Annotated in this window: 18 protein-coding genes and 9 tRNA genes; 2 read left to right on the top strand and 25 right to left on the bottom strand. The window is 38.9% G+C overall.

Annotated features, from left to right (window positions below; all coding sequences use genetic code 11):
- Positions 1-79: 79 nt before the first annotated feature.
- The 8 genes from O3607_RS08005 to rpsD form a co-directional block, all read right to left on the bottom strand.
- On the bottom strand, positions 80-523 hold the full coding sequence (locus tag O3607_RS08005; protein ID WP_371443655.1) for a cupin domain-containing protein: 444 nt from the start codon (positions 521-523) through the stop codon (positions 80-82).
- Positions 524-589: 66 nt separating this feature from the next.
- Positions 590-898 carry a heavy-metal-associated domain-containing protein gene (locus tag O3607_RS08000; protein WP_129823903.1) on the bottom strand — a complete coding sequence of 103 codons (309 nt, stop codon included), beginning with the start codon at positions 896-898 and terminating at the stop codon, positions 590-592.
- Between the two features lie 14 nt (positions 899-912).
- Positions 913-1,155 (bottom strand): twin-arginine translocase TatA/TatE family subunit, encoded by a 243-nt coding sequence (locus tag O3607_RS07995; RefSeq protein WP_004695192.1) that lies wholly within the window; start codon positions 1,153-1,155, stop codon positions 913-915.
- 36 nt (positions 1,156-1,191) lie between these two features.
- The gene (gene pgl, locus O3607_RS07990) at positions 1,192-1,947 is read right to left on the bottom strand and encodes a 6-phosphogluconolactonase (RefSeq protein WP_371443654.1); all 756 of its coding nucleotides are present in this window, start codon (positions 1,945-1,947) and stop codon (positions 1,192-1,194) included.
- 169 nt (positions 1,948-2,116) lie between these two features.
- Positions 2,117-2,908: an enoyl-CoA hydratase gene (locus tag O3607_RS07985; protein WP_302209151.1), complete on the bottom strand. Its 792-nt coding sequence runs from the start codon at positions 2,906-2,908 to the stop codon at positions 2,117-2,119.
- 231 nt (positions 2,909-3,139) lie between these two features.
- The gene (gene rpsI / locus O3607_RS07980; RefSeq protein ID WP_005377846.1) at positions 3,140-3,532 is read right to left on the bottom strand and encodes a 30S ribosomal protein S9; all 393 of its coding nucleotides are present in this window, start codon (positions 3,530-3,532) and stop codon (positions 3,140-3,142) included.
- A gap of 20 nt (positions 3,533-3,552) precedes the next feature.
- A complete protein-coding gene (gene rplM, locus O3607_RS07975; RefSeq protein ID WP_005381375.1) occupies positions 3,553-3,993 on the bottom strand; it encodes a 50S ribosomal protein L13 in 441 nt (146 codons plus the stop codon).
- Between the two features lie 215 nt (positions 3,994-4,208).
- Positions 4,209-4,796 (bottom strand): 30S ribosomal protein S4, encoded by a 588-nt coding sequence (gene rpsD / locus O3607_RS07970; protein ID WP_004695181.1) that lies wholly within the window; start codon positions 4,794-4,796, stop codon positions 4,209-4,211.
- Positions 4,797-5,093: 297 nt separating this feature from the next.
- Here rpsD and O3607_RS07965 point away from each other — a divergent pair, with 297 nt between their 5' ends.
- Positions 5,094-5,993: a LysR family transcriptional regulator gene (locus O3607_RS07965; protein WP_060923797.1), complete on the top strand. Its 900-nt coding sequence runs from the start codon at positions 5,094-5,096 to the stop codon at positions 5,991-5,993.
- A 221-nt stretch (positions 5,994-6,214) separates the two neighbouring features.
- Positions 6,215-6,538 carry a YnfA family protein gene (locus O3607_RS07960; protein WP_060923798.1) on the top strand — a complete coding sequence of 108 codons (324 nt, stop codon included), beginning with the start codon at positions 6,215-6,217 and terminating at the stop codon, positions 6,536-6,538.
- 210 nt (positions 6,539-6,748) lie between these two features.
- Here O3607_RS07960 and O3607_RS07955 read toward each other — a convergent pair.
- The 17 genes from O3607_RS07955 to O3607_RS07875 all read right to left on the bottom strand — a co-directional run bounded on the left by O3607_RS07955 (position 6,749) and on the right by O3607_RS07875 (position 17,940).
- Positions 6,749-6,824, bottom strand: a tRNA-Val gene (locus tag O3607_RS07955).
- Positions 6,825-6,827: 3 nt separating this feature from the next.
- A tRNA-Glu gene (locus tag O3607_RS07950) sits at positions 6,828-6,902 on the bottom strand.
- Positions 6,903-6,911: 9 nt separating this feature from the next.
- Positions 6,912-6,987: transfer RNA gene (locus O3607_RS07945), tRNA-Asn, on the bottom strand.
- A gap of 7 nt (positions 6,988-6,994) precedes the next feature.
- Positions 6,995-7,069, bottom strand: a tRNA-Gly gene (locus tag O3607_RS07940).
- Between the two features lie 3 nt (positions 7,070-7,072).
- Positions 7,073-7,148 (bottom strand) — tRNA-Val (locus tag O3607_RS07935).
- 5 nt (positions 7,149-7,153) lie between these two features.
- Positions 7,154-7,228 (bottom strand) — tRNA-Glu (locus tag O3607_RS07930).
- Positions 7,229-7,232: 4 nt separating this feature from the next.
- A tRNA-Lys gene (locus O3607_RS07925) sits at positions 7,233-7,308 on the bottom strand.
- Between the two features lie 5 nt (positions 7,309-7,313).
- Positions 7,314-7,389, bottom strand: a tRNA-Asn gene (locus O3607_RS07920).
- A 5-nt stretch (positions 7,390-7,394) separates the two neighbouring features.
- Positions 7,395-7,469 (bottom strand) — tRNA-Gly (locus O3607_RS07915).
- 198 nt (positions 7,470-7,667) lie between these two features.
- Positions 7,668-8,771: a nicotinate-nucleotide--dimethylbenzimidazole phosphoribosyltransferase gene (locus O3607_RS07910; protein ID WP_371443653.1), complete on the bottom strand. Its 1,104-nt coding sequence runs from the start codon at positions 8,769-8,771 to the stop codon at positions 7,668-7,670.
- On the bottom strand, positions 8,768-9,805 hold the full coding sequence (locus O3607_RS07905) for a nicotinate-nucleotide--dimethylbenzimidazole phosphoribosyltransferase (RefSeq protein WP_371443652.1): 1,038 nt from the start codon (positions 9,803-9,805) through the stop codon (positions 8,768-8,770). Before O3607_RS07905 ends, O3607_RS07910 begins: the two co-directional genes overlap by 4 nt.
- A 190-nt stretch (positions 9,806-9,995) precedes the next feature.
- Positions 9,996-10,883, bottom strand: a complete 888-nt coding sequence (locus O3607_RS07900; protein ID WP_227283215.1) for a prephenate dehydrogenase/arogenate dehydrogenase family protein — start codon at positions 10,881-10,883, stop codon at positions 9,996-9,998.
- A 101-nt stretch (positions 10,884-10,984) separates the two neighbouring features.
- Positions 10,985-12,331: an MATE family efflux transporter gene (locus tag O3607_RS07895; RefSeq protein ID WP_227283214.1), complete on the bottom strand. Its 1,347-nt coding sequence runs from the start codon at positions 12,329-12,331 to the stop codon at positions 10,985-10,987.
- Between the two features lie 72 nt (positions 12,332-12,403).
- Complete coding sequence (locus O3607_RS07890) at positions 12,404-13,123, bottom strand: LemA family protein (protein ID WP_024064444.1); 720 nt, start codon at positions 13,121-13,123, stop codon at positions 12,404-12,406.
- Positions 13,116-14,966: an MAG1210 family protein gene (locus tag O3607_RS07885; protein WP_371443651.1), complete on the bottom strand. Its 1,851-nt coding sequence runs from the start codon at positions 14,964-14,966 to the stop codon at positions 13,116-13,118. The genes O3607_RS07890 and O3607_RS07885 overlap by 8 nt, the downstream gene beginning before the upstream one ends.
- 348 nt (positions 14,967-15,314) lie before the next feature.
- Positions 15,315-16,187 carry a 2-oxoacid:ferredoxin oxidoreductase subunit beta gene (locus O3607_RS07880; RefSeq protein WP_119208130.1) on the bottom strand — a complete coding sequence of 291 codons (873 nt, stop codon included), beginning with the start codon at positions 16,185-16,187 and terminating at the stop codon, positions 15,315-15,317.
- 1 nt (position 16,188) lies between these two features.
- Entirely contained in the window at positions 16,189-17,940 is a 1,752-nt protein-coding gene (locus tag O3607_RS07875; RefSeq protein WP_371443650.1) for a 2-oxoacid:acceptor oxidoreductase subunit alpha, read from the bottom strand.
- Positions 17,941-18,171 lie beyond the last annotated feature (231 nt).

Below are 18,171 nucleotides of genomic sequence, written 5' to 3'. Positions count from 1 at the left end.
TATCAAACTACACATATCAACAGTTACTGTTGATTATAAAAAACTATATGGCGGTCATTACACATAACCGCCATATAAATTAGCAACTTTCCAAAAATTCTTTAATCTTTGGATTAGAGCGCAATGTATCCATCTCTTCAGGGGTTAATAATTTTACCTTGTCCCGATCTTGGTTAACCAAGCAAAGGAATCCGATATAATCTCCTTTATTAGCCCGGAATTGATGTATCGTTTTGCCTGGAATTTCAATAAAATCACCAGCTTCTACATCATGGATCTCATCGCCTAATAAGACTTGACCCTTCCCGCGGAATATCATAACCATATGTGTATGTTCATGATATTCAAGCGTAGAATACCCACCTGGCAAGCATTCAAAATAGCGGAATTGGCATGGAATATCAAAGGCCCCCTCGTATAAAACTTGACGTGTTACATCTTTAAAAGGGCTACCATCTTGTTTATATACCAAGGTATCGACGCCATCCCACTTGAAATTTTCAGCATCAAACTTGCGTATCATTTTATTACCTCTTTATGAAAAAAGGCTGCATCGAAACAGTGTTTCAATACAGCCCAATGGGTTCGATTATTTGAAGAAACGTTTCAATGTTCCTAGTAAACCATGACTATGTTCTTGTACACCATCTGCAACGCTTTCTACTTCAAAGCCTGTACGTTCAATAGCTTTTGTAATAACTTCAACAGATGCTTTTGCTGGATCAAAAGAAACAGTCGCTGTTTTCTCTGGCAAATTTACCTCTGCGCTCAAAACACCAGGTAAACCAAGGGATGCACCTTCAACAGTTTCTTTACAGTTATTGCACATCATACCAGGCACAGTAAATACCTTTGTTACAACGCCATTATCTTCACCACAACCACAATCTTTACACATAGTGATACCTCCTATTAATCATTAGCTTCTTTATGTTTATCGTCGTTTTTAGCCCCTGCTGTTACGTCGATAGTAGTCGCCTTTTTAACGGCTTCTTTCGTTTCATCAACAGCTTTTTTAGGGCCGGAAATAGCATCTTTAAATTCATTGATGCCCTTACCAATAGCTTTACCTACTTCAGGTAATTTACCAGGTCCGAAGATAACTAAAGCGATCACTAATATAACTATTAATTCAGGTGTTCCTATAGATCCCATATGTATCTCCTTTATATTTACTAAAACTTACATCTTTTAGTGTACATCATTATAGGCTGCCTTGTCCACATACCAGGTCACAGCTTCTTGTGAAAGTACAGCACCAGGCAAGGTACGGCCAATGCGTTTTTCCCACGTTAAATCCTCGTAATCTTCACGTTGGTATAATACCTTTGTCAATGCAGTTCGCTTGCTTTCACCAGTCACAGTAAACCAGACAGCATCAGATTTTGCTAGGAAAGAAAATGTCATAGAAATGCGTTCCCATACCTTGCCATCTTCAACGGCCACTACATCTTGATCAGCTACACGCAGTGCGTGAGAGCCTGCAAATAATCCTGCCGTATGACCATCCTCGCCTAGATCAAGCAACACTAAATCAAGACCAGATTTCTTACACGCCTTGAGGACATTGCGAACCTCTTTTTCATATTCTTCAGCCGCTTCATGTACGGTTTTAGAATCCGTATTAATTGGCAAGAAATGAGCAGCCCCCTTTGCCTTGCATAGCAAATGAGGTTTTACGCGATTGAAGTAATTATCCTCATGCGCTTGCGGCAAGAAACGCTCATCAGTCCACAAGAAGAATATACGTTCCCAATTAAGGCGCTCAATATATTCAGGAGAGTTAAGTAATTCTAACAAACCATTTACAACAGAACCCCCAGTAATACCAACGATGCACGTTTCAGTACGGCTAATTTCATCATTGGTAAAATCAATAAAATCCTCCGCCAATGCTTGGACTACATCACTAGGACCGTCATAACATTTAATTGTATCTTGAGCCATGTAATAATGACCTCCTAAAACTATTATAATAGTACTATTATATACACTTTTGCTTTTTTATGAAAGCAAAACCGATGTAACTCAATATATAGAGCCACATCGGTTCGAATTATATTAGTAACTGCTTATAAAATACATGATATTTCATAGAATTACAAGAGAATAGTTATTATTTTTGACCAAATTTAGGGCGACGACGTTCTGTGAAAGCTCGTACACCTTCCTTAAAGTCTTCAGAAAGACCTAAGGAGCATTGATTTTCTACTTCAAACTTCTTGTACTCTTCCCAGCCAGCTAAGAAACTATTCCACATCATTTCCTTCATAACGCGGTAAGATTGTGCAGGACCTTTAGCTAATTTCTCAACAAGACGTCTTGTAGCCGTTTCTAGATCCTCCGGTTCGCACACCTTATACACGAAGCCCCATTCTTTACCTTTTTCAGCAGAAACAGCTTCGCCGGTCATAACGATATGCATAGCACGGTTCATGCCAATGGATCGAGTCAACAAGAACAAACCACCTGCATCCGGAGCAAGACCTACGTTCACGAAAGCTTGAATGAAGCGTACGTTATTAGCAGCTACAACAAAATCGGCAGCCAATGCCATATTAAATGCTGCACCTGCTGCAGCGCCTTGAAGGCTCATGATAACAGGTTTAGGTAAGCGTTTCATAGCCATAGAAATTTGAGCCACGAGCTCAACAATTTCAAATAAGGACTCTGTATCACCATCATTTACAGCCCGTTCCATTTCTGTTAAATCGCCACCAGCAGAGAATACCTTGCCTTCAGCATTGATAAGCAATGCACGAACACTTTCATCATTATGTGCTTTATCTAAAACCTCAAGGATCTCCTTACACATTTCGATGTTAAAACCGTTTGCCACTGCAGGACGATTAAATGTCAACGTACCAATGCCGTTGTCCACTACGTATTGAATTGTATTATAAATCATATGATTTCTCCTATATGAAAATCTATTTTCGAAAAAATTCGATTATTATATATCTATTATAGGAGAATTAAATGTCCCTGTAAATGATAGAATTATATAACCCAATAAATTCAAAACAATACGGTAATCGTATACGCCATAAACTAAAAAAAGACCAAAGCTATAAACAGTCTATAATGCAAAAACACCTGCAGACATTGTCTGCAGGTGTAATAACCTGTTGTCCAAATATTAACGTTTGGAGAATTGGCTTGCTTTACGAGCTTTTTTAAGACCGTATTTTTTACGTTCTTTCATACGTGGGTCACGAGTCAAGAAGCCAGCTTTTTTCAAAGATTGACGAAGTTCGCCATCTACGTCCAATAACGCACGGGAGATACCGTGACGAATTGCACCAGCTTGACCGGAAGGACCGCCACCAGCTACAGTTGCGATTACATCGTATTGTTCAACTGTGTTAGTCAAGTTCAAAGGTTGTTTTACGATCAATTCCAAAGTTTGGCGACCGAAATATTCATTAAGTTCACGTTTGTTAACAGTGATTTTACCTGTGCCCGGTACCAGACGAACTCTAGCAACGGAAGATTTTCTACGACCAGTGCCGTAATATTGTGCTACTGCCATTATATGTTCCTCCCTCTAGATTATCGTACGGAAATTTCTAATACTTCTGGTTTTTGAGCTGCATGTGGATGCTCAGGACCAGCGTATACGTTTAATTTACGGTATTGTTGTGCACCCAATTTATTTTTTGGAAGCATACCACGAACTGCCATTTCAACAACACGTTCAGGTTGTTTTTCAAGCATCATGGACAATTTAGTGAATCGGGAACCACCTGGGTAACCAGAGTGACGGAAGTATTCCTTTTGTTCCAATTTTTTACCAGTTACGCGAATTTTTTCTGCGTTTACAACGATCACATGGTCACCAGTGTCTACGTGTGGTGTGAAAGTTGGTTTATTTTTGCCCCGAAGAACTTTTGCAACTTCGGCAGCAAGGCGTCCTAAAGTTTTACCTTCAGCGTCAACAACATACCATTTCCGTTCGATTGTGTTCGGATTGGCCATAAATGTAGTTTTCATGCTGCATATCCTCCTAATAACGTCATAATTCTACCAAAATCAGCTTGTCCTTTGCTTCCGGGGCTAATGGAAACACGACTAAAGCTTACTCAAAATAGTATACAGATTTTGGTGTTCTATGTCAATTGTTTTTTACACTGTTATATCCCTTTAACAGTGACATGTCATAAAGAAAAAACCACCCAATTCTGAGTGGTTTTCCCATAAGCGCCAAATTATTTGGAGTACAATTCGACGATAAGTGTTTCGTTAACTTCGATAGGAAGTTCTTCACGTTGAGGAAGACGAGTGAATGTAGCTTTGAAGCCTTCTAAGTCTTTTTCAATGTAAGGAAGTTCGAAAGAACGAAGTTCTTGGAAATTAGTTTTGAACATTTCGTTGTCACGAGATGCTTCGCGCAATTCGATTACATCGCCTGGTTTGCAGGAGAAGGAAGGAATGTCTACGCGACGACCGTTTACCAAGATGTGGCCATGGTTTACCATTTGACGAGCTTGACGAATGGAGTTACCGAAGCCGATGCGATATACAAGGTTATCAAGACGTTGTTCCAAAAGGATCAACATGTTTTGACCTGTAACACCTTGCATTTTTTTCGCTTTATCATAATAGCGTACGAACTGGCGTTCTAGCAAGTTGTAGTAAGCTTTAACTTTTTGTTTTTCTAATAATTGTGTGCCATACTCAGACATTTTTTTCTGACGTTGGTCTTTTTTGACGCGATTCAAGGCTTTTGCGTGACCGAATACGTTCACACCAAAGCGACGACAAAGTTTGAATCGAGCCTCTCTTCTCGTTGCCATGTGATTATCACCTCATAAGATTAATATAAACTTGTACCTACACATAATGGTACTCATGTATAATATCATTTTCATTTACTTATGTCAATTATTGATAATGGTGAAAGTCATTGAAATAAGTGCATAATAGCGAACTGATTTTACACTTTTTTGCGATAATATTGCTCGCTATATCGATTGTGCATGCTTCATCATATTTTATAGATTTAGATGAAAAAACAATTATAGTATGCTACAATATTAGTAAGAAAGGTAATAGGTATCATTGGAGTTTTATGTCAATATTGGGGGAATACTATGAAAGAGTTACCTACAATGCAAGAGCTACAAAGTTTTATTACCTATAATAAAACAGGAAGCTTTACATTAGCTGCACAATCTATGAACATCACACAATCAGCTTTCAGCGCTCAAATGAAAAAATTAGAGCGTCTAGTTGGTGTGAAATTAATATCCCGCTCTACAAGAGGTAGCCGTTTGACACCAGAAGGTGAATTATTCCTACCAGAAGCAGAACAAGTTCTCGACACATTGGAACGTGCTATTCAATCGATCCGTTTAGCTAGCAAGGTAGAACGTCCAATCTTAAATATTGGTGTATTGCGTAGTTTAGGGGACATCCGCCTTAACGGATATGTATCCCACTTCTTCCAAAACCACCCTGAGTTCTCTGTCAGCATTTATGACATGGAAGAAGAAGAGTTGATGCTCGACTTACGAGAAAATCGTATCGACATTGCTCTCCTCTACTTACCAAATAACAAGGATATGTCAGCATATGAATCTACCGCCCTTCGCGAGGACGAATTCGTATACTATGCACCAAACATCATCGATAATATGGAAGTTGCTAGCTTGAAAGCAATTCAACAACAACCATTACTTATGTATCCGCCTAAGTACTTTATGTATCGTACATTGAAAAATTATGTTGGTAACGGTCAACAAAATCTACACATTAGAGGTAGCCGCTTATCTAACCCATATACAATGATCGACTACTGTCAAAAAAATAAATCAGGCTGTATCGTAGCACGCCAAATTCTAAATTCTTTAAATATCAATGATGGCTACATACCTTTAGAAAAACCATTTAAACTACAAGTGTGCTTCGCTTTTAAGAAAAACAATTCTAAATCGGAAACAATGCATACCTTCATGGATTATGTACACAGCGAATCACCAGCACGCTTATAAGAACAAACCAAAGCCCGTACACATATATGTGTACGGGTTTTTAATTTTATTATATCCTCTATTAAAGTCTCTATTTAACATTTTACCTTTTAATATCTTTGTCTTTTAACATTCTTTTCTTTACCACTAGTAACGATTCACCTTGGTCATTAAATAATTGCTCTCTACGCTAACAAGTTGTACAATAGAGAATAGATTTCAATTAATACTGTGAGGTTATTATGCTCTTATCTATTTTCTTCTTTATATTAGCCGGTTTAGCCGAAATCGGTGGCGGCTATTTAGTATGGCTCTATATGCGCGACGATAAAGGCCCTGTATATTTACTGGCTGGTGCCATCATCTTATTTTTATATGGCCTTATCCCTACCTTCCAACCAGAAGCAAGCTTCGGTAAGGTTTATGCAGCCTACGGTGGCGTATTTATTGCCCTTTCCATCCTATGGGGTTGGCTCGTCGATGGTTTGCGACCAGACACATATGATATCATCGGCGGTCTCGTCTGCCTTGTGGGCGTTTATATCATCATGTACGCGCCGCGTTAAATACAAAGAGTACAACTGCTACAGTTGTACTCTTTTTTCTATGTCTATTTCTATGCCTATTTTTATGTCTATAACTAATATTTTCTAAATAAATAACTATTTTTATACAAATAGAAATAACTATTGATATATATGAATAGCTATTGTGTTATATAACAAAAAGCTGTGTTATATAACAAAAAGCGGCCATCCGAAGATAACCGCTTACGTTGGTGGACGATGACAGGATCGAACTGCCGACATCCTGCTTGTAAGGCAGGCGCTCTCCCAGCTGAGCTAATCGTCCATGTGGTGACCCGTCCGGGAATCGAACCCGGGATACCGCCGTGAAAGGGCGGTGTCTTAACCGCTTGACCAACGGGCCATATGAAATTGGCTCCTCGAGTAGGACTCGAACCTACGACCGATCGGTTAACAGCCGATTGCTCTACCAACTGAGCTATCGAGGAATATTAATGGAGCGGGAAACGAGATTCGAACTCGCGACCCCCGCCTTGGCAAGGCGGTGCTCTACCGCTGAGCTATTCCCGCATGTGGTGGACGATGACAGGATCGAACTGCCGACATCCTGCTTGTAAGGCAGGCGCTCTCCCAGCTGAGCTAATCGTCCATATGTGGTGACCCGTCCGGGAATCGAACCCGGGATACCGCCGTGAAAGGGCGGTGTCTTAACCGCTTGACCAACGGGCCAGAATGGTGACTCACCCGCGACTCGAACGCGGGACACCCTGATTAAAAGTCAGGTGCTCTGCCAACTGAGCTAGTGAGTCATAAATGGCTCCTCGAGTAGGACTCGAACCTACGACCGATCGGTTAACAGCCGATTGCTCTACCAACTGAGCTATCGAGGAATGTATGGAGCGGGAAACGAGATTCGAACTCGCGACCCCCGCCTTGGCAAGGCGGTGCTCTACCGCTGAGCTATTCCCGCATACAGAACCGATAATTAATATAACATAATCATCAATCTGTCGTCAAGAAGAATTTAAGTCTGTCCTGACTGCCCTATAATAATATCAATTTACACATATAGTGTCAATGGTTTTTCCATGAAATTCTCAGTTAATTTTGGATAATTGAGCATAAAACATACAAAAAGAGGGATTTAATACTCCCTCTTTTATATAGATTACTCTTTATTCTTTTGTCTACCTTTACCGGCACCATCTTCAGCCGCTTTAACCTCAGCTTCAACGAAGGTTTTCATATCATTTAACATATGCATAGATGCATCGATAATAGATAGACCCATTGTGGAACCCAATGCTTCATCAATTTGTAAATTGTAGTGTAAACATGGTTTTATTCCAAGGAATCGACATTGTTCCTTGTGAATTGGTTCCTCATAGGCAGCTGATGGGAATACATAGTCCTTAACTAATGGCTCAATAGTAACTGCTGCCAACACAGCTGCGCCTGTTACGGCATTATCAAATACTACTGCCATACGGTGACTTGCGGCACCTAAGATAAAACCTGTTAAGAATGCAATATCTAGTCCCCCTGCTACCTGAAGTAAGTGTAATACCGCATCACGGCGCTCACTTTCACTCAAAGCAGACCAATCATCAACAGCGATATTAAAACGATCGACAAAGGAATGAATATGAGCAGCCCGTTGTTCTACCGTAGGTCCACATTCGGTATGAACGAGAATATCGTCATAGGCACAGCCCGTAATTGTAGCCGTCGTTACGAGGGAGTCAAGGAATGCCCTTTCCTCTACGTTACCAATCGCCACCACTTGTAATCCATCAGCATGTAATTTATCAGCATAGGTAAAGCCAAGCTCTAGAGCTCGCTCAAGTTCATCTCGAGAAATAACAGGTTCTACACCAAAGAAATGGGAACCCTTACGGATAACTTGTTGATCAATATTTGTCAAATCTGTTGTATCTTGTTCAAGACCTATATTTACAACGTGCACAGCTGCATTCAACTTAGATGCGGCCCCTTGTGTAGCTGTTCTACCTTCATTGAAACGTTTGATAGCCTCATAACTTTCACTACCATGCTGACTATTTTGGGGACCATCTACCAAGTGGTCCGACGCCACCACAAGTACGCCATATCGCAAATGATTTGGTTGAGGATCTGCCAGAATGCCTGCAAAACGCTCAGCTATTAACTCTAATGTTGCAAGGCTATAAATAGGTTTTGTTAAATTATCGATACGTAATCGGCATGCTTCCATGGATGGTGCATGTAATGGTTCAATTGTAAAAGTTCTCATGCCTTACCTCCTGTAACAGCCAAATACATATGAACGGCAAGATCTAGCATTCCCATTTGAATGGAACCACCAGAGGCCTCACCGAGACATAGCCCTAAATCAACATAGGCTTCAAGGCCTAAATTTTCTAAAGAAGATTTAGCCGCTTTTTCAGCAGATAAATGAGATGCCATTACATAATCCATCGCCTGTGGAACTAATGTTTTAGCAACCAATGCACAAGCGGATGTATTAAAACCATCAATAATAACAAGTGCATTATTCGCTGCAGCACCTAGAATAACACCTACGATACAGGTAAATTCAAAGCCGCCCACAGAGGATAAAATTCCGATTGCATCATCTTTCGGAATATTTTTATATTTTTCTAATACATCATGCACAATGCGTTGCTTTAATTTTAGACGCTCATCAGAAATATTAGTTCCTCGCCCTGTAGCTTCCTCTGCAGTGAGTCCTGCAAATTTAGCAGTCATAAGAGCACTAGCAGTAGTATTAGAAATGCCCATTTCCCCTACTAAGAAAACATTAAAGCCTTCGTCGATTTTCTCTTTTACAAGGCGGATACCTGTTTCAATGCCTTCAATGGCTTGTTCACGCGTCATGGCCGGTTCTTCTACAAAGTTTTTTGTACCCATACCAAGTTTATGACTACGGAGTCCTGGTACCCAACTCATATCTGCATCAATGCCCATATCGATGACTTCCATTTGAGCACCACAGTAATTAGCTAAGGAATTGGCGCCCGCCCCCTTAGGAATTAGATAGTTTTGTGTCATCCCTACAGTTGTTTCCTTTGGGTACGCACTTACACCCATATCGGCCACGCCATGATCGGCAGAGGCAATAATCATACAAGGTTTTGGAACCGTTAACTGTTCCTGATTTGTAGCCGCGCCATATTGAGCCACCACGTTTACAAGTCGCCCATATTGTTCTACAGGTGAACCTGCATTCCAACTATCGATTATATGTTGTTCAATTTCATGACTGCGACCTCTAATAGCGTCACAAGTTTCTTGTAACAAACTCATGGTATCTCCTTAACTAAATAATATGTTAAATGTATATTCTTTACGAACCCTAGTATACACATTATACTGCATAAACCGCGTTGCTTCAGCTACATAAATATACATCAAGTTCAAATGAATGTTAATTATTCATTGTTAGTATTCTATGAGTGCTAATCAATGTATAGCCTTAGCTAATAATTATTTATCATTAGCTATTCTTTATTTGACCGGTTAAATATGGTAATTTACCGCGGATTTCTCTTCCTCGTTCAAGATAGGATTCTAAAGCTTGACCTTCATCTTCTTGTGAAAGTATCTCTTTTACCCGTTTGATTTCGGATTCGATTTGTGAAAGACCTTCAATTACATTGTGTCTATTACCATAAATGATTTCACGCCACATAGATGGCAAACCACCGGCAACACGTGTACAATCTCTAAAGCCTCCTGCAGATAATTTCATGCGCAACTCGCCTAATTCATCACCACCGGAAACTTGAGTTAAAATGGATGCCAATAAATGTGGCATATGGCTTACCATAGCTAAATACGCATCGTGAGCATAGATATCGACGAATTCAATACGTGATCCTACAGCGCGTCCCATTTCAGCTAGTTCTTGAGCAACATCTTCACTATATACATCAGAGGCCTTATCCTCTAGTACAATCCACCCCATACCTTTGAATAGGTTTTTATGAGACACTTCATAGCCACCCTTTTCAGAGCCAGCCATAGGATGAACAGACACAAAAATTGTCCCTTTCGGAATAGAATCATATACAGCTCGTACAAAGTTTTCCTTTGCACTAGATACATCAGTCACCACTTGTCCTAGTCTAAAAAGATGTGCCATTTCTGTAAATAGTCTTGCATTTGTATCTGGAGGCAATGAAAATACAACTATATCTGAATTTTCAATCAATGGTTCTACCTCAGTCCAAGCAGCTTTTACCACCCCATCCTGAATGGCCGCATCACAAACCTCTTGGCGACGCGCATAACCTACTACCTCATAATCGGTATAGGCCTTTAAAGCCTTCGCCAACGAACCACCTAATAGACCTAAGCCAATAATGCCTACTGTCTTACTCATATAAACCTACTTTCACAAATAATTAGCCTTACACTCTCTAATGTAAGGCTAACTATATCTACAAACTACTAAAAGTATATTGAAATCGTGTAAATATAAGACTATGCCTCTATGAGGCGTCTATTTTTCCACTTCCCACTATACCATCGATATACAAATAATAAACCTCGTAAAATTTCATCTACCGCCATGGCAATCCAAATGCCTACGAGCCCCCATTCCCAGTAAATTCCAAATAGATAGGACAATGGTACAGCACATAACCACATGCCAAAAATGCCTACGAGCATCGGTGTTCTAATATCCCCTGCTGCTTGTAAGCAGCCAACCATAACAATATTAACGGCACGACCTAACTCAAGAAAAATCTCAATCAGTAATACATTATGTGCTAACGATAGGATTTCTGGATCCGTAGTAAATATGGATAGTACAATATCACTGGTAATATAAAAGAACGTAGCCAGTCCTACACTAATGGCAATGGCTAACAACATAGAATGCCATACGCGATTTGTCACCTCAGCTTGTCGTTTAGCCCCCATCAGGTAACCCACAATAACTTGAGATGCATTTGCTAATGCTATGGTATATACATAGCAAAGCATGGCAATAACTGATACATACACCTTTGTATTAATAACAGCTAGCCCTAGGATGTTGACCATTTTCATAATCGTTGTCTGAGATAACTGATAACTTAAGGTTTCACCACCAGAAGGAACACTGATATTCAGTAAAGACTTAACCGTATGCCACGGGAATGGTTTTAAAAATTTGAAGCTCACCTCTAAAGTAAGCAACTTCTTAAAGGTATAGCCAATAATTACGAGGCCTACCACCTTAGATAACCAGGTAGAAATTGATACCCCTAGTACACCAAGGCTTGGTATGGGACCATGACCAAATATTAATACATAGTTAGTTGTGATATGGATAACATTCATAACTAACGCGATATACATAGTAACACGCGTTAATGAATGGCCTCTAAATACGGCAACCAGCGCATAATACATAGCCTGAATCGGTAATCCTGCGGCCACAATGGTCGTATATATCGACGTATCACTCATCGTTTCGGGAGGTATACCTAGCCATGTAAAAATCCATTCATGACAGGTGATAAAGAATACGGCCGCAACAGATGAAAATAAGAAGTTCAACACCAAACTGACCGTACATACCTCTGATAGCTTAGACTGATTTCGAGCCCCTAAATACTGGGCAATCAAAATCGTCGTAGCGGTACTCATAACAATGATGAGCATAATAAATATATTTAAAATTTGATTGGCATTAGCCACAGCTGCTACCGCTTGAGGAGAGTAATGGCTCATCATTACTTGGTCTATATTACCTACTAACAGCTGTAGGAATACTTCAATAAATATAGGCCAGCTCAATGTCCAGATAGACAAGCTAATCCCTTTTTCATAAGACTTCATAGTATCCCCTTATATACTAATGTCAGATTTTATAGTATGCCCTTTATACACTAACGTCCAATTGCCTATCCCTTAAAAGAAAACGCCTTTAGCTTTTTCTTTAGTTTCTTGATCTGCAATAAATGGAATTCTTGTAGTTCTACCTTCTTTGGCCGCTACAATCTTTTTAAATGGGAATTCAAAGATTTCTCTATTCCAAGTATTTACAGCATCATTATACAACGTTCTAGCTGCAGTAATTTCTTTTTGTAAGTAAGAATTTTGTTGCATTGCATCACGAATTGTATCTTGGCTTTGTAATTCTGGATAATTTTCTATAGCTACGTTGAGGGCTCTTGTAGCCTTGTTAAGTTGTGCATTCACATCACTTCTAGATTCTTCAGAAAAATTACCACTTCTATACTTAGCAATGTCTACAAGGATATCCTTATCAACTTCAATAGATTTTTCCACAAGTTTAGCCGCATTAGAAAGAATCACAACACGTTGCTCCATATAGTTATCAATTTCGGATGCAGCATTTTGAATTCTTTGTTCCATCATATTAAACTCTGAGCTAATTTGTTTTAATCGCCACCATGGATAAATCAATACAATGGCGCCAATAATAGATACTAGATACTTGTCTATAACTATGCCTAAAACGATACCGATAACACCAACTGCCATAAGGATCGTTGGAAGAAGTTTTTCAAAGCCACTAGTTTCAACAGGGATTACCTTAGCAATAACATGCACATCTCTGCCTTCAGACATAATTTCCGGATTCATTTCGTCGAGTTGGTTAGCCATTTTGGGTACCTCCAAATTCTTTGTAAATAGTATTTAATAAATCGTCGAGAGACTGATTTTGTCGATATAGTTTACCTGCCATAAAGTGATCGTATGCAAAAGATCTATCTCTATTATTTTCAGATTTTTGATACTGATCTAGACCTTTAATATGATTAAAATCCTCTCCAGCAGATTTAATTTCTGAAACCTCTATAAATTCGTGTTTTGTAACAGGAACATACTCGTCCCAGCGGACTGGAACATAATAGGTTCTACCATTACCAGCTCGTACAGGCACTTGATCTACGTGTTCGATAGCCCTATAAGAATAGGCATCTACCTTAATTACCTCAGAGTCACCTTCATTTTTATGGTGGCTAGTCTTAAGAATTGTTTTTACATTATTCCGCTGAGCCGCATCAGGAGGAACAAATAAATTAAGTCCCATTTTATTTGCTAGCATTTCTGTAATGTAATCATTGTATTTGAAATTATAAGACTTGCCATAAATATAATCATTAGAAGCCATTTGTTGATACACAGGAATCGCTAAAATTGGTAGGAATGAGAAATACATGTGATCAAAGTAACTGCAGTTGTAATTAATGAACTTCTCTTTAATCTTTTGGAATGAAAAATCATAATACTGAGATGGTGATGTATCAAAGTCCCAATTTTGAGAATTGTCAGCTTTAATCTCATTAATTTTACACTCTTTATTAAATATAAAGTCATCTCCATATGGAGAGTTTTCAAAAATATCCTTATAGTTGTTTTGTGCTAATGGCGTAAATAGTACGCGGAACTCAACCTCATTGTTGCGATCTAATGCATTAAATTGTGCATCAAACTCTTCATTCGCTAGAGCTTGGAAGCCTCCACCATTCTCCAATGAATCCTGACCCTTCTGTCTAAGGCTGGCTATTCCTTTGGCTATCCGACTCTTGGCACCACCAAAATTAAAGAATCCTTTTTCCGGTGGTTTTCTATGGAATGTTAGGTTAGGTGCCGCATGATTACCATACACTAAAGATACTTTATTGGCATAATAAGGACCTGGTTGTCTTATAACGGCCCGTAATGTTTCGTTAACATCACGAGTTTTTAGATTCCCATTAGAATCAACATACTCTTCTGTATACGTAACATTTAAGGTGCCTTCATACGTATAATCATCCATCCAGTGAATTATGCGCTTCAGAAAAACAAAGGGGTTTCCTAAAATATCACCAGACGCAATATCTAAGGTGGAATGATTTACATCACCTTTTTCTAAGAATCCATAATCTTTAACGAGCTGTTCATATCGTTCAATATTAAAGTTAGAGTCCATATGAATAAAAGGAATCGCCTTTTTTATAAGTTCTACAGTCATTTCACTATGAAATAGATTGTTTAAAGGGGCCATCATCTCATAGCCTTCTTGGCGCATTTTAGCTAATGTAGCATCTAAATCATTAAGTTTTTCTTCAAGACTCTTACTATTAGGCTTAATCCAATATAGATAAAGCCCTACACATAGAACTAATATAAGTATAGAAACAATAACCGCTACAATATCAATATGGTCTTGTGAAAACTGATAAATACCATAAATAATGGCACCTATACCAATAACAATATCAATCTTTTTGATAAGGCCATATCGTTTATATGATGTATTCGATTGATCGCGATTTTCTGATACAACAGTATACTTATCTATTAATACTTTGTTGTTATCTATATCAATCTTTGATTGATCTACTAGTTGTTGAAAGTATTCTTCGGTTACTTGTTGAAACGCGTCCTTTAACTCTTCCCGATAATACTTAAGTGGCTCTAGTAATGCTTCATTATATTCATTCGACACGTTACTCATTCCCTCTCCTTAATGAATCGCATAGTAAATGATACTTCTATACGTTTCCATTATGCCTCATATTCTGAAATAATAGCCTCTTATACTTATAAGCGTTCAATTTTTACTTAATTATAAATATCCTAAATTATAAATTAGTATATCAATTAAGAAAACCTCCGTAAAGTAATAATACGATTCATACCACTATAAAATAACCGTATCATTCATACCACTATAAAATAACCGTATCATTCACAACACTCTAAAGTAATCATACTATTCATAATGTCATAATGTAAAAACCCCTCTTTACCAGACATTCAGTAAAGAGGGGTTCAGATTATACATAATTCAATTTAGATAAGATTATTTAAATTGATTGCAAAGGCTATCGAATAGCGCTTGATCTGGTTTTACAACATCTTCAGTTAATGGACGAGGATGTGGACCACCATTTGCTGCTGCCAGAGCTTTTTCGAAGGAAGGTTTAGTAGTATCTTGATAGATAACACCTGTTACCAATCCATCAGTTTCACCCAATGTTTTAAGTGCTACTGCACGATCTGTTGGGTCATAACCTTCTGGCAATTCTACCAAATGTTCTTTGAACCAGTCATAGCTGTTGTGTTTATTGTATGTAACACATGGGCTGAATACGTTGATGAAGGAGAAACCTTCATGATCCATTGCCTTTTGAATCAACTCTACAAGTTGTGCACGATTAATCATGTAACCTTGTGCTACGAATGTAGCACCTGCAGCAATTGCAGTTTCACAAACGGACAATGGAGATTCGAAAGCCCCACGAGGAGTTGTTTTTGTAACAAAACCGATATCGGAACGAGGGGATGCTTGACCTTTAGTCAAACCATATACATGGTTATCCATTACGACGTATGTCATATTTACATTACGCTTGAAAGCATGGATAGTGTGACCCATACCAATAGCGAACGCATCACCATCACCAGAGCAAGCGATAACTTCTAAGTCTTGGTTAGCAAGTTTAACGCCTTGTGCGTAAGGAAGAGCACGACCATGAGTTGTATGAGCTCCATATGCGTAGAAATAACCACCGATACGGCTAGAGCAACCGATACCGGAAATTACTGCTAATTTTTCTGGTGGAATATTTTTCGCTACTACAGCGTCAGTAATCGCTGCTTGAACCCCATAATGGCCACAGCCTGGACACCAGTTAGGACGAATATCGTTTCTGTAATCTTTAGCTGTTGTCATATTATAGGACCTCCTTAATCGCATTTTTCACATAACTTTTTGTGAATGGATTACCATCGTATTTCAAGCAGCTGGAAATTTTAGATTTCTTATGCATGTTGATTTTAAATAAGTTAGTCAATTGACCTGTTGCATTGTGCTCAACGATAACCACTTTTTTCGCAGCATCCATGAATGGTTGTAATTGTTTTGCTGGGAATGGTTTAATCAAGCGCAATTGCAAGTGGTTAACTTTAACACCTTCTTGATCAAATTCAGCAACAGCTTCTTCGATAGCGCCACGGCTAGAAGCCATACCTACAACGAGAACATCTGCTTCGTCGTATTTAGCGTTATTCAAGAATGGTTCGTAGTTATCAGCTACAGTTTCCAATTTGCGGAAACGTTTATCAGTTTGCGCTACGTGCATTGTAGGCGCTTCTGCTGGTTTACCTTCTTCATTATGTTCTAGACCTGTGGAAAGGAATAGACCATTTTTCATACCAGGAATTGTACGAGGAGAAATACCATCTTCAGTCAATTCAAAGCGTTTGAAGTACTTAGGTTGTTCCAATTCAGGAAGGTCAGCTTCTTTCATCATTTTACCGCGGTTAATAGGTACACGGTTCAAATCGAAGGAAGGAACGGATTGTTTATTCAAACCTTGTTGTAAATCCGGCATGAAGATAACTGGACATTGGTACATTTCTGCCAAGTTGAAAGCTTTTTGAATTTCATAGAAGCATTCTTCAATAGATGTTGGAGAAATAACGATACCAGAATAATCGCCATGTGCATTGTAGCAAGCCGCAGCAATATCGGATTGTTCAACCTTTGTAGCCATACCTGTGGATGGGCCAGAACGTTGAACATCGATAACAACCATTGGTAATTCAGCCATGGAAGCCATGGATAAGGATTCAGCCATCAAAGAAAGACCAGGGCCAGAAGTACATGTAAAACCACGAACACCTGCGTATACGCCACCCATAGCTGTCATGCATGCTGCGATTTCGTCCTCTGTTTGAACGATAGTAGCACCCAATTTATCCATATTTTTAATCATATATTCCATTACTTCAGATGCTGGAGTAATAGGATAAGATGCCATGAAACGGGAACCCGCAGCAATAGCACCTAAAGCACATGCTTCATTACCTAATAAGAACATTTGATCTTTCTTACCAGGAGCTGGCAATGTATCGATTTCCACATCGCCCAATTTTTCCATTACAAGGCTATGACCATCGTCAAAGGCAGCTAAGTTTTTATCCACGATTTCTTGGGATTTTTTCGCAAATTTAGCAGCAATCGCATCTTTAAACATCTTAGTATCAAAACCAAGAAGTGCTACAGACATACCAAGTGCTACGATATTACGCATCAACAAGGAACCTTGTTTCATTGCAGTTTCAGAGATTGGCAAGGACAAGCAATTAATCTTTGTACCTTCAAATTTAGAGAAGTCAGGATTTACTTTGCTGTCACAGATGATGTAACCGCCCTCACGAACTTCAGAACCATGCATATCAACTGTTTCTTGATCAAGAGAAAGCAAGAAGTCTACGCCTTCACCAATGGACATAACTTGTTCTAATGCAACGCGCAATGCGAATGTTGTATGACCACCTTTGATACGAGATGCAAATAAACGTTGGCTATACAAGGAATAACCTTCTTTAGCGAGGATTGTCGCCATAATTTCGCCACAACTCTCGATACCTTCACCTTGTTGGCCGCCCATTTTCCAGATAAAATCTTTACGTTTTTGCAAGAGATTCACCCTCCTTAGGATAAAAATTACACTGCTGACAAGAGTCTACCTTACTATGTTAATGTTTTATAGTACGAACCTGTCCATATCGTCATTGTATCATGTATATATTGGGTTTACAATGTATCATTTCACATAATAATAGGTATAAATTAAGGCATTATAACTAAAACTTATAAGAAAAAAGGATACTACATGCTAAGTAGTATCCTTTTAGTATTAATAGTTATC

The sequence above is a fragment of the Veillonella sp. 20925_1_51 genome (assembly GCF_041431445.1).
Classification (GTDB): Bacteria; Bacillota; Negativicutes; order Veillonellales; family Veillonellaceae; genus Veillonella; species Veillonella nakazawae.
This window is presented reverse-complemented; position numbering and strand designations above follow the sequence as displayed.

Bases quoted from the DNA above. Each gene is read 5' to 3' on its own strand.
- O3607_RS08005 (WP_371443655.1), bottom strand. From the start codon at position 523: ATGATACGCAAGTTTGATGCTGAAAATTTCAAGTGGGATGGCGTCGAT.
- O3607_RS08000 (WP_129823903.1), bottom strand. From the start codon at position 898: ATGTGTAAAGATTGTGGTTGTGGTGAAGATAATGGCGTTGTAACAAAG.
- O3607_RS07995 (WP_004695192.1), bottom strand. From the start codon at position 1,155: ATGGGATCTATAGGAACACCTGAATTAATAGTTATATTAGTGATCGCT.
- pgl (WP_371443654.1), bottom strand. From the start codon at position 1,947: ATGGCTCAAGATACAATTAAATGTTATGACGGTCCTAGTGATGTAGTC.
- O3607_RS07985 (WP_302209151.1), bottom strand. From the start codon at position 2,908: ATGATTTATAATACAATTCAATACGTAGTGGACAACGGCATTGGTACG.
- rpsI (WP_005377846.1), bottom strand. From the start codon at position 3,532: ATGGCAGTAGCACAATATTACGGCACTGGTCGTAGAAAATCTTCCGTT.
- rplM (WP_005381375.1), bottom strand. From the start codon at position 3,993: ATGAAAACTACATTTATGGCCAATCCGAACACAATCGAACGGAAATGG.
- rpsD (WP_004695181.1), bottom strand. From the start codon at position 4,796: ATGGCAACGAGAAGAGAGGCTCGATTCAAACTTTGTCGTCGCTTTGGT.
- O3607_RS07965 (WP_060923797.1), top strand. From the start codon at position 5,094: ATGAAAGAGTTACCTACAATGCAAGAGCTACAAAGTTTTATTACCTAT.
- O3607_RS07960 (WP_060923798.1), top strand. From the start codon at position 6,215: ATGCTCTTATCTATTTTCTTCTTTATATTAGCCGGTTTAGCCGAAATC.
- O3607_RS07910 (WP_371443653.1), bottom strand. From the start codon at position 8,771: ATGAGAACTTTTACAATTGAACCATTACATGCACCATCCATGGAAGCA.
- O3607_RS07905 (WP_371443652.1), bottom strand. From the start codon at position 9,805: ATGAGTTTGTTACAAGAAACTTGTGACGCTATTAGAGGTCGCAGTCAT.
- O3607_RS07900 (WP_227283215.1), bottom strand. From the start codon at position 10,883: ATGAGTAAGACAGTAGGCATTATTGGCTTAGGTCTATTAGGTGGTTCG.
- O3607_RS07895 (WP_227283214.1), bottom strand. From the start codon at position 12,331: ATGAAGTCTTATGAAAAAGGGATTAGCTTGTCTATCTGGACATTGAGC.
- O3607_RS07890 (WP_024064444.1), bottom strand. From the start codon at position 13,123: ATGGCTAACCAACTCGACGAAATGAATCCGGAAATTATGTCTGAAGGC.
- O3607_RS07885 (WP_371443651.1), bottom strand. From the start codon at position 14,966: ATGAGTAACGTGTCGAATGAATATAATGAAGCATTACTAGAGCCACTT.
- O3607_RS07880 (WP_119208130.1), bottom strand. From the start codon at position 16,187: ATGACAACAGCTAAAGATTACAGAAACGATATTCGTCCTAACTGGTGT.